This window comes from Streptococcus oralis subsp. tigurinus (genome assembly GCF_002096275.1).
GTDB classification, from domain to species: Bacteria; Bacillota; Bacilli; order Lactobacillales; family Streptococcaceae; genus Streptococcus; species Streptococcus oralis_CN.
In genome coordinates, this window is record NZ_NCUG01000016.1 from 199,078 (window position 1) to 209,459 (window position 10,382).

At 42.1% G+C, this 10,382-nt stretch carries 12 protein-coding genes; 10 read left to right on the top strand and 2 right to left on the bottom strand.

Annotation, left to right across the window (positions count from 1 at the left end; all coding sequences use genetic code 11):
• The first annotated feature begins 164 nt into the window (after nt 1-164).
• The 9 genes from B7725_RS03810 (at nt 165) to B7725_RS03850 (ending at nt 7,638) form a co-directional block, all read left to right on the top strand.
• Nucleotides 165-1,772, top strand: coding sequence for a CTP synthase (locus B7725_RS03810; RefSeq protein WP_084874643.1), 1,608 nt, complete (start codon nt 165-167; stop codon nt 1,770-1,772).
• Nucleotides 1,773-1,937: 165 nt separating this feature from the next.
• A complete protein-coding gene (locus B7725_RS03815; protein WP_002875970.1) occupies nt 1,938-2,237 on the top strand; it encodes a DUF4651 domain-containing protein in 300 nt (99 codons plus the stop codon).
• On the top strand, nt 2,234-2,551 hold the full coding sequence (locus tag B7725_RS03820) for a thioredoxin family protein (protein ID WP_084874645.1): 318 nt from the start codon (nt 2,234-2,236) through the stop codon (nt 2,549-2,551). The genes B7725_RS03815 and B7725_RS03820 overlap by 4 nt, the downstream gene beginning before the upstream one ends.
• Nucleotides 2,552-2,566: 15 nt before the next feature.
• Complete coding sequence (gene ytpR / locus B7725_RS03825) at nt 2,567-3,193, top strand: YtpR family tRNA-binding protein (RefSeq protein ID WP_084874646.1); 627 nt, start codon at nt 2,567-2,569, stop codon at nt 3,191-3,193.
• A gap of 42 nt (nt 3,194-3,235) precedes the next feature.
• Nucleotides 3,236-3,997 (top strand): SDR family NAD(P)-dependent oxidoreductase, encoded by a 762-nt coding sequence (locus tag B7725_RS03830; RefSeq protein ID WP_084874648.1) that lies wholly within the window; start codon nt 3,236-3,238, stop codon nt 3,995-3,997.
• Nucleotides 3,998-4,074: 77 nt separating this feature from the next.
• Nucleotides 4,075-4,470: a single-stranded DNA-binding protein gene (locus B7725_RS03835; RefSeq protein ID WP_000282461.1), complete on the top strand. Its 396-nt coding sequence runs from the start codon at nt 4,075-4,077 to the stop codon at nt 4,468-4,470.
• 353 nt (nt 4,471-4,823) lie between these two features.
• Entirely contained in the window at nt 4,824-5,108 is a 285-nt protein-coding gene (gene groES, locus B7725_RS03840; protein ID WP_049489733.1) for a co-chaperone GroES, read from the top strand.
• Between the two features lie 15 nt (nt 5,109-5,123).
• Complete coding sequence (gene groL / locus B7725_RS03845; RefSeq protein ID WP_084874650.1) at nt 5,124-6,746, top strand: chaperonin GroEL; 1,623 nt, start codon at nt 5,124-5,126, stop codon at nt 6,744-6,746.
• A gap of 124 nt (nt 6,747-6,870) precedes the next feature.
• Complete coding sequence (locus B7725_RS03850) at nt 6,871-7,638, top strand: epoxyqueuosine reductase QueH (RefSeq protein WP_084874652.1); 768 nt, start codon at nt 6,871-6,873, stop codon at nt 7,636-7,638.
• A gap of 70 nt (nt 7,639-7,708) precedes the next feature.
• Here B7725_RS03850 and ntdP read toward each other — a convergent pair whose 3' ends face one another.
• Both ntdP and recX read right to left on the bottom strand, forming a co-directional pair.
• Entirely contained in the window at nt 7,709-8,242 is a 534-nt protein-coding gene (ntdP, locus tag B7725_RS03855; RefSeq protein WP_000775318.1) for a nucleoside tri-diphosphate phosphatase, read from the bottom strand.
• Nucleotides 8,243-8,330: 88 nt separating this feature from the next.
• The gene (gene recX, locus B7725_RS03860; RefSeq protein WP_084874653.1) at nt 8,331-9,107 is read right to left on the bottom strand and encodes a recombination regulator RecX; all 777 of its coding nucleotides are present in this window, start codon (nt 9,105-9,107) and stop codon (nt 8,331-8,333) included.
• Nucleotides 9,108-9,144: 37 nt separating this feature from the next.
• Between recX and rlmD the strand changes: the two genes are divergently transcribed.
• Nucleotides 9,145-10,382, top strand: a 1,238-nt coding sequence (rlmD, locus tag B7725_RS03865; RefSeq protein ID WP_084874655.1) for a 23S rRNA (uracil(1939)-C(5))-methyltransferase RlmD, incomplete at its 3' end; no start/stop codon positions are given.

Consider the following 10,382-nt stretch of genomic DNA (forward strand, 5'->3'; position numbering starts at 1 on the left):
CATATTGTTCGGGCACCTCTTTTAGAGGTCGGGGCTCCCTAGTTACTAGGGAGCTATTTTTGTTTTTCAGGAAGTTTTCTTGAAAAGTCGTTATTCATAAGGGTCTTGTTTTCTATGTCCCCTCGTAGTTAACAAGACCTTGAGTATTTTAGAAAGAGGAATCTATGTCTACGAAATATATTTTTGTAACTGGTGGTGTGGTATCGTCTATTGGGAAAGGAATTGTCGCAGCAAGTCTGGGGCGACTTTTGAAAAATCGTGGTCTAAAAGTGACTATTCAGAAGTTTGACCCTTATATCAATATCGATCCGGGAACCATGAGCCCTTACCAGCACGGGGAAGTCTTTGTGACAGATGATGGGGCTGAGACCGATTTGGACTTGGGCCACTATGAACGTTTCATCGATATCAATCTTAACAAATATTCCAACGTGACAACTGGTAAAATTTACAGTGAAGTTCTTCGTAAAGAGCGCCGTGGCGAGTACCTTGGCGCAACTGTTCAAGTCATTCCTCATATCACAGATGCTTTGAAAGAAAAAATCAAGCGTGCCGCTCTAACGACAGACTCTGATGTCATTATCACAGAGGTTGGTGGAACCGTTGGGGATATTGAATCCTTGCCATTTCTAGAGGCACTTCGTCAGATGAAAGCAGATGTGGGTGCAGATAATGTCATGTATATCCATACAACCCTGCTTCCATACCTCAAGGCTGCTGGTGAGATGAAGACCAAGCCGACTCAGCATTCAGTAAAAGAATTGCGTGGTTTGGGAATCCAGCCAAATATGTTGGTCATTCGTACAGAAAAACCAGCTGGTCAAGGAATTAAAAACAAACTGGCCCAGTTCTGTGACGTGGCACCAGAGGCTGTTATCGAATCGTTGGATGTTGAACACCTTTACCAAATTCCATTAAACTTACAGGCACAAGGTATGGACCAAATTGTCTGTGATCATTTGAAATTAGACGCACCAGCAGCGGATATGACAGAGTGGTCAGCTATGGTGGATAAGGTCATGAATCTCAAGAAACAGGTCAAAATTTCTCTCGTCGGTAAGTATGTTGAGTTGCAAGATGCCTACATCTCAGTGGTTGAAGCCTTGAAACACTCTGGCTATGCCAACGACGCAGAAGTGAAGATTAATTGGGTCAATGCAAATGATGTGACAGCAGAGAATGTAGCAGAACTCTTATCAGATGCGGACGGAATCATCGTACCAGGTGGTTTTGGCCAGCGTGGTACTGAAGGAAAAATCCAAGCCATCCGCTATGCGCGTGAAAATGATGTTCCCATGTTGGGTGTTTGCTTGGGAATGCAGTTGACTTGTATCGAGTTTGCTCGTCACGTTTTAGGTCTTGAAGGTGCCAATTCTGCAGAACTTGCACCAGATACAAAATACCCTATCATCGATATCATGCGTGACCAGGTTGATGTTGAGGATATGGGTGGAACCCTTCGTTTGGGACTTTATCCATCTAAGTTGAAACGAGGTTCTAAGGCAGCGGCTGCTTATCACAATCAAGAAGTGGTGCAACGCCGTCACCGTCACCGTTATGAGTTTAACAACGCCTTTCGTGAACAGTTTGAGGCAGCAGGTTTTGTCTTTTCAGGAGTTTCTCCAGACAATCGTTTGGTAGAAATCGTTGAGATTCCTGAAAATAAATTCTTTGTAGCGTGTCAGTATCACCCTGAACTTTCAAGCCGTCCAAACCGTCCAGAAGAACTCTACACTGCCTTTGTTACTGCAGCAGTTGAGAACAGTAACTAGTTATCTTCTAATCTCTGAGAGCAATCTCAGAGATTTTTTTAATCCATTCAGGAAATTCTTGTTAACTCAGGCGCTTGGCAATAAGAATTAGACTCACTGAGGGAAGAGATTTTCCTTGCTCCTATACGGCTTCCCTATTTGTCCTAAAGCCCTTTTTGTGTTACAATGAATGGTATGAAAGCTAAGAAATTATGGATGACTGGCTTGACTGTGGCTGGTCTAAGTGCCCTTGCTTTGGGGGCTAAAAAAGCAGCAGATAATCACAAGCTCATGAAGACTCAGGAAGAGTTGACCGCTATCGTGCGCGAACTTTTCTCAGATATGGGTGAGATTGCGACTCTCTATGTTCAAGTCTACGAAAGTAGCCTAGAGCGACTGGTCGGAGGAGTCATTTTCGAGGATGGTCGTCATTACACCTTTGTCTATGAAAATGAAGATCTGGTCTATGAGGAGGAAGTCTTATGATACAACCTGCAAGTTTAGAAGAATTGGCATCTTTAGTAGAAAAAGATGGCAAGAAAGTCTTCCTTTTTGTGGCAGACTGGTGTGGCGATTGTCGTTATATCTATCCTGCCTTGCCAGAGATTGAGGAGACCAATCCAGAGTTCACCTTTATTCGAGTGGACCGGGACCAGTATCTGGATCTGGCCAAACTCTGGGATGTTTACGGGATTCCTAGCCTTGTTGTTCTAGAAAAGGACAAGGAAATCGGCCGATTTGTCAATCGTGACCGTAAAAGCAAGCAACAAATTAACGACTTTTTAGCAGGACTGAGATAGGAGAAAAAGGAAACAATGATTTTTACATATAATAAAGAGCATGTCGGCGATGTCCTTATGATCATCGTGAAAAACAGCGGAGTTGCCAAACTGGACGTGGAGCGTAAAGGCAAGGTAGCCCGTGTTTTCATCGAAGAAAATGGTGAAACGGTAGCTTGGAATATTTTCGAAGTTTCAAGTTTGTTTGAAATTGCAGAGCGTGGTCAAGTCTTTTTGACAGATGAGCAAGTAGCTCGTTTAAACCAAGAATTGCAGACGGAAGGCTTTACAGAAGAAATTGTCAATGACAAGGAAGCTAAGTTTGTTGTTGGTGAGATTGTCGAGATGGTAGCCCATCCTGATAGTGACCACCTCAACATCTGCCAAGTTGCAGTCGCAAGTGACAAGACAGTGCAAATCGTTGCAGGGGCTCCCAATGCGCGTGTTGGGTTGAAAACCATTGTAGCTCTTCCTGGAGCTATGATGCCAAAAGGAAATCTCATTTTCCCAGGCGAACTTCGTGGCGAAAAGAGTTTTGGCATGATGTGCAGCCCTCGTGAATTGCATCTGCCAAATGCTCCGCAAAAACGTGGGGTTATTGAATTATCAGAAGACCAAGTTGTTGGAACTCCATTTGACCCAGCAAAACATTGGACTGCCTAGGAAGTTGTCAGTATCTGTCTCGCTAGTATATAAGGAAATAAGATGGCAAAAAATGTAGTGATTACAGGAGCGACTTCAGGAATCGGTGAAGCGATTGCTCGTGCTTATCTGGATCAGGGTGAGAATGTCGTCCTAACTGGGCGACGGACAGACAGACTAGAAGCCCTCAAGTCAGAGTTTGCAGAAACGTTTCCAAATCAAACAGTTTGGACTTTTCCTCTGGATGTAACGGATATGACCATGGTCAAGACTGTCTGCTCCGATATTTTGGAAACGATAGATCAGATTGATATCTTGGTCAATAACGCTGGACTAGCTCTTGGCTTAGCTCCCTATCAAGACTATGAAGAGTTGGATATATTGACCATGCTAGATACCAATGTCAAAGGTTTGATGGCAGTCACTCGCTCTTTCTTGCCTTCCATGGTTACAGCAAATCAAGGTCATATCATCAATATGGGGTCAACTGCAGGAATCTACGCCTATGCTGGTGCAGCGGTTTATTCAGCCACCAAGGCTGCAGTAAAAACTTTTTCAGATGGGCTTCGAATTGATACGATCGCAACGGACATCAAGGTGACCACCATTCAACCGGGGATTGTCGAAACAGATTTCTCAACCGTACGTTTTCATGGTGACAAAGAGAGGGCTGCGACGGTTTATCAGGGAATCGAAGCCTTGCAGGCACAAGACATCGCAGACACTGTTGTCTATGTGACCAGTCAACCCCGTCGTGTGCAGATTACAGATATGACCATTATGGCCAATCAACAGGCGACAGGTTTCATGGTGCATAAAAAATAAAAAATTTCTTCGAAAAGTTACAAATTTCTGTAACTTTTTTTGATTCCTTGCGAATAGATAAGTAGGAGGAAGAAAATATGTATAATAAAGTTATCATGATTGGACGTTTAACGTCTACACCAGAATTGCACAAAACCAACAATGACAAATCAGTAGCGCGCGCAACGATCGCTGTGAACCGTCGTTACAAAGACCAGAATGGGGAACGCGAAGCTGATTTTGTCAATCTTGTTCTTTGGGGAAAATTGGCTGAAACCTTGGCAAGCTACGCAACTAAAGGTAGTCTTATCTCTGTGGATGGAGAACTTCGTACCCGTCGCTTTGAGAAAAATGGCCAGATGAACTATGTGACTGAAGTTCTTGTGACAGGATTCCAACTTTTGGAAAGTCGTGCCCAACGAGCCATGCGTGAAAATAATGCCGGACAGGATTTGGCAGATTTGGTTTTGGAAGAGGAGGAATTGCCATTTTAATACTCTTCGAAAATCTCTTCAAACCACGTCAGCTTCACCTTGCCGTAGGTATAGGTAACTGACTTCGTCAGTCCTATCTACAACCTAAAAACTGTATTTTTAGCTGCCTTCGTCAGTTCTATCTACAACCTCAAAGCAGTGCTTTGAGCAACCTGCGTCTAGCTTCCTAGTTTACACTTTGATTTTCATTGAGTATAAACATTAAAAAGTCTGAGTTGGTCTCAGGCTTTTTATCTTGAGAAAGTCAGACTTTTTTCTTGACTATTTCTGACCAAGTGATACAATAGAATTATGAATTAGCACTCATATACAAAGAGTGCTAATAATATGTATCTCATCATGGAGGAAAACAGATGTTGAAACCATTAGGAGACCGTGTGGTCTTGAAAGTCGAAGAAAAAGAACAAACTGTTGGAGGCTTTGTCCTTGCAGGCTCAGCCCAAGAAAAAACAAAAACAGCCCAAGTTGTAGCTACTGGACAAGGTGTTCGTACCTTGAACGGTGACTTGGTAGCTCCAAGCGTTAAGCCTGGAGACCGTGTCTTAGTTGAAGCACATGCAGGTCTTGATGTAAAAGATGGCGATGAAAAGTACATCATCGTTGGCGAAGCTAACATCTTGGCAATCATTGAAGAATAGAAGGAGAAAGTAAGTATGTCAAAAGAAATTAAATTTTCATCTGATGCTCGTTCAGCTATGGTTCGTGGTGTTGATATCCTAGCAGACACAGTTAAAGTAACCTTAGGACCAAAAGGTCGTAATGTTGTGTTGGAAAAATCATTTGGCTCACCCTTGATTACCAATGACGGTGTTACTATTGCCAAAGAAATTGAACTAGAAGACCATTTTGAAAATATGGGTGCTAAATTGGTATCAGAAGTCGCTTCAAAGACCAACGATATCGCAGGTGACGGAACGACAACTGCAACTGTTTTGACTCAAGCTATCGTCCGTGAAGGAATCAAGAACGTCACAGCAGGTGCCAACCCAATCGGTATCCGTCGGGGGATTGAAGCAGCGGTTGCCGCAGCTGTAGAAACCTTGAAAAACAATGCCATCCCTGTTGCCAATAAAGAAGCCATCGCTCAGGTTGCTGCCGTATCTTCTCGTTCTGATAAAGTTGGCGAATACATCTCTGAAGCTATGGAAAAAGTTGGCAAAGATGGAGTCATCACCATTGAAGAGTCACGTGGTATGGAGACAGAGCTTGAAGTCGTGGAAGGAATGCAGTTTGACCGTGGTTATCTATCACAGTATATGGTGACAGATAGCGAAAAAATGGTGGCTGACCTTGAAAATCCATACATTTTGATTACTGACAAGAAAATTTCAAATATCCAAGAAATCTTGCCGCTTCTAGAAAGTATTCTCCAAAGCAATCGTCCGCTCTTGATTATTGCGGATGATGTGGACGGCGAAGCTCTTCCAACCCTTGTTTTGAACAAGATTCGTGGAACCTTCAACGTAGTAGCAGTTAAGGCACCTGGTTTTGGTGACCGTCGCAAAGCCATGCTTGAAGACATTGCCATCTTGACAGGCGGAACAGTTATCACAGAAGACCTTGGTCTTGAGTTGAAAGATGCGACGATTGAGGCGCTTGGTCAAGCTGCTAGAGTGACTGTGGACAAAGATAGCACTGTTATCGTAGAAGGTGCTGGAAATCCTGAAGCGATTTCTCACCGTGTTGCAGTTATCAAGTCTCAAATCGAAACCACAACTTCTGAATTCGACCGTGAAAAACTCCAAGAACGCTTGGCAAAATTGTCAGGTGGTGTTGCAGTCATCAAGGTCGGAGCTGCAACTGAAACTGAGTTGAAAGAAATGAAACTCCGCATTGAAGATGCCCTCAACGCTACTCGTGCAGCTGTTGAAGAAGGAATCGTTGCAGGTGGTGGAACAGCCCTTGTAAATGTTATCCCTGCCGTAGCTGATTTGGAATTGACAGGAGACGAAGCCACAGGACGCAATATTGTTCTCCGTGCCTTGGAAGAACCTGTTCGTCAAATCGCCCACAATGCGGGATTCGAAGGGTCTATTGTTATTGACCGCTTGAAGAATGCTGAAGTTGGTACAGGCTTCAACGCAGCAACTGGCGAGTGGGTCAACATGATTGATCAAGGAATCATCGACCCAGTTAAAGTGAGCCGTTCAGCCCTACAAAATGCAGCCTCTGTAGCTAGCTTGATTTTAACAACAGAAGCAGTCGTAGCTAATAAACCAGAACCAGCAGCCCCAGCTCCAGCCATGGATCCAAGCATGATGGGCGGGATGATGTAAAAGCAACTTATAAAAAACACAAAAGGAGGGAACATACATCCCTCCTTTTAAGGTTTTCTCTTCTAAATAGATTTGAGCTCTCCTAACTTATATGATAAAATAAGACTAGAAAAAGGAGAAGAACATGATCGATGTAGAAGAAATTCTGAGCAAGATGAATCCCAATCAGAAGATTAATTATGACCGTGTCATGCAGAAAATGGTTCAGGTTTGGGAAAAAAATGAGCAACGTCCGACTATTCTCATGCATGTTTGCTGTGCTCCTTGTAGTACCTACACCTTAGAGTACCTGACCAAATACGCTGATGTGACCATCTATTTTGCCAATTCCAATATCCATCCCAAGGCAGAATACCACAAGCGAGCTTACGTCACCAAGAAATTTGTCAGTGATTTCAATGAGCGAACAGGAAATACGGTCCAGTATATAGAAGCGCCTTATGAACCAAATGAATACCGGAAGTTAGTCAGAGGACTGGAAGAAGAACCTGAAGGTGGTGACCGTTGCAAGGTTTGTTTTGACTACCGTTTGGATAAAACAGCACAGGTAGCTATGGACTTGGGATTTGATTACTTTGGTTCAGCTTTGACTATCAGTCCCCATAAGAATTCTCAAACCATCAACAGCATCGGAATTGATGTGCAAAAGATTTATACCACCCACTATCTTCCAAGTGATTTCAAGAAAAATCAAGGCTACAAGCGTTCAGTGGAGATGTGCGAGGAGTATGATATCTATCGTCAATGTTATTGTGGATGCGTCTATGCAGCTCAAGCTCAGAATATTGATCTTGTTCAAGTTAAGAAGGATGCCACGGCTTTCTTGTTAGATAAGGATGTTGAAAAAGACTATTCCCACATCAAGTTTACTGTGACTAAATTAGATATATAGAAATCAACCCAGCTGAAAAGCTGGGTTTTTCAAATAAAAAAACCAGGGCTATCACCCCGGTTTGACAACTTTACCGATTCTTTAGTTCTATGTAGCGTTTGTACCAAATGTTGACATAAGCCTCTGAGAAAGGACCGCGTCCATTGTTAATCCAATCAACAAGGATTTTAACATGTTCTTTCAAAATATAGTCTAAATCATCAGAATACTTCATTTTGCGTTTATGGCGCTCATACTCTTCAACGTCCAAGAGACGCTTTTCACCATCAGTGAAGACCTTGACATCCAAATCATAATCAATGTATTTCAGGGCTTCCTCATCTAGATAGTAGGGGCTGGCCATATTGCAATAGTAGGAAATCCCATTATCACGAATCATGGCAATGATATTAAACCAATATTTTTTGTGAAAGTAAACAATAGCCGGTTCTCGAGTCACCCAACGACGACCGTCACTTTCGGTAACAAGTGTGTGGTCGTTGACGCCGATAATAGCGTTCTCTGTTGTTTTTAGTACCATGGTGTCCCGCCAAGTACGGTGAAGACTCCCATCATGCTTATAACTTTGAATTGTAATAAAGTCGCCTTCTTTTGGAAGTTTCATAACTAACCAACTTTCTACAATTTATAAGTTTATCGTCTACTATTATATCATAAATTAGTCTAATTTTTTTGAATTTTACACGAAAATATTAAAGATATTCTCTGAGAGCGCTGGCTATATCCGAAAAATCATAGCCTTTTCGAGCTAAAACTTGGGTTAAACGTTGTTTAAGTTCGTATCCTTCATACTTTCGAGCATACTTAGCATATTGCTTATCAAGTTCCTTGAAGATGAGTTCTTGAGTCGTTTCTTGGTCAGCTTGACTATCCAAGTCGTCAAAGGCAACTTTAGCATCAGAGTAAGAGAAGCCTTTGTTGGTCAAGTTTTGGATAATCTTTTCTTGCAAAGCGCGCGCAGGAAGCTTTCCGATGTATTTTTTAAGTAGTTTCTCAGCAATACGTTGAGCAACCTCTGAAAAATCAAAATCCTTTAACACCTCTTCAATAGTTGATTTGGCAATCCCTTTTTGAGATAGTTTTTGAGCTAGCACATAAGGTCCCTTATCTCCAGAAAGTTGATTGGCATTGATAATAGAGTAGGCATACTGACAATCATTAATCCAGTTGTCTTCTTTAAGGTTAGCGATAACTTGACTAGTTATTTTTTCATCAATATCATACTTTTTCAGATACTCTCGCACTTCCTTTTCAGTACGGGCCTTGAAGGATAAATGGTAGAGAGCGAGATTCTTACCATAAGAAAACTGAGCAAAGTCCTGAATCTCGGTAAGTTCCTCTTTACTAATGACCCTATCTCGAGATAGCATAAAACGGACAATGGTATCTTCCGTGATATAAGAGGTTTGCTGATGATCTAGCTCCATCAAGTAGAGGCGCTTTTTCTTTTCAAGTTTTGTGATTTTCATAGTTCTATTATACCCCAAAATGTGATAAGATAGGGATATGAATCTGAAAGTCAAACAAAAAATACCTTTAAAAATCAAGCGGATGGGCATCAATGGTGAGGGAATCGGTTTCTACCAGAAAACCCTCGTTTTTGTGCCAGGCGCCCTCAAAGGAGAAGACATCTATTGTCAGATTACTTCTATTAAACGTAACTTTGTCGAAGCCAAATTGCTAAAGGTTAATAAGAAGTCTAAATTTCGAGTCGTACCAGCTTGTACGATTTATAATGAATGTGGTGGTTGCCAAATCATGCACCTCCACTATGATAAGCAGCTAGAGTTCAAAACGAATCTGCTCTACCAAGCTCTAAAAAAATTTGCCCCTGCAGGATATGAAAACTATGAAATTCGTCCAACTATTGGAATGCAGGAACCAAAGTACTACCGTGCTAAGCTTCAATTCCAGACTCGGAAATTTAAAAATCAGGTCAAAGCAGGTTTGTATGCGCAAAACTCTCATTATCTCGTAGAGTTGAAGGACTGCTTGGTGCAAGATAAGGAAACCCAGACAATTGCGAATCGCCTAGCTGAACTTCTTACTTACCACCAAATTCCAATTACAGATGAGAGAAAAACGCTCGGTGTTCGCACCATTATGGTACGCAGAGCGAGAAAAACGGGGCAAGTCCAGATTATTATTGTCACGAATCGCCAGCTTAATTTGAATCAACTAGTCAAAGACCTAGTTAATGATTTTCCAGAAGTTGTCACGGTTGCTGTCAATACAAATACAGCAAAAACAAGTGAAATCTATGGTGAAAAGACGGAAATTATCTGGGGCCAAGAGAGTATTCGGGAAGGAGTACTCGACTATGAGTTTTCACTCTCCCCTCGAGCTTTTTATCAGCTTAATCCTGAGCAGACAGAAATTCTCTATGGAGAAGCAGTCAAGGCTCTGGATGTCAGTAAAGAAGACCATCTGATTGATGCGTATTGTGGTGTTGGTACGATTGGATTTGCCTTCGCAAATAAGGTCAAGAGTCTCAGAGGAATGGATATTATTCCAGAAGCCATTGAAGATGCTAAGCGAAATGCTAAAAAAATGGGATTTGACAATACCCATTACGAAGCGGGAACAGCAGAAGAGATTATTCCACGCTGGTATCAAGATGGTTACCGAGCAGATGCCTTGATAGTCGATCCTCCTCGTACAGGCTTAGATGATAAGTTGTTGGATACCATTCTGACCTATGTTCCAGAAAAAATGGTCTATGTATCCTGCAATGTTTCGACCTT

Coding starts and splice junctions, on each gene's coding strand:
- B7725_RS03810 (WP_084874643.1), top strand. CDS start 165: ATGTCTACGAAATATATTTTTGTAACTGGTGGTGTGGTATCGTCTATT.
- B7725_RS03815 (WP_002875970.1), top strand. CDS start 1,938: ATGAATGGTATGAAAGCTAAGAAATTATGGATGACTGGCTTGACTGTG.
- B7725_RS03820 (WP_084874645.1), top strand. CDS start 2,234: ATGATACAACCTGCAAGTTTAGAAGAATTGGCATCTTTAGTAGAAAAA.
- ytpR (WP_084874646.1), top strand. CDS start 2,567: ATGATTTTTACATATAATAAAGAGCATGTCGGCGATGTCCTTATGATC.
- B7725_RS03830 (WP_084874648.1), top strand. CDS start 3,236: ATGGCAAAAAATGTAGTGATTACAGGAGCGACTTCAGGAATCGGTGAA.
- B7725_RS03835 (WP_000282461.1), top strand. CDS start 4,075: ATGTATAATAAAGTTATCATGATTGGACGTTTAACGTCTACACCAGAA.
- groES (WP_049489733.1), top strand. CDS start 4,824: ATGTTGAAACCATTAGGAGACCGTGTGGTCTTGAAAGTCGAAGAAAAA.
- groL (WP_084874650.1), top strand. CDS start 5,124: ATGTCAAAAGAAATTAAATTTTCATCTGATGCTCGTTCAGCTATGGTT.
- B7725_RS03850 (WP_084874652.1), top strand. CDS start 6,871: ATGATCGATGTAGAAGAAATTCTGAGCAAGATGAATCCCAATCAGAAG.
- ntdP (WP_000775318.1), bottom strand. CDS start 8,242: ATGAAACTTCCAAAAGAAGGCGACTTTATTACAATTCAAAGTTATAAG.
- recX (WP_084874653.1), bottom strand. CDS start 9,107: ATGAAAATCACAAAACTTGAAAAGAAAAAGCGCCTCTACTTGATGGAG.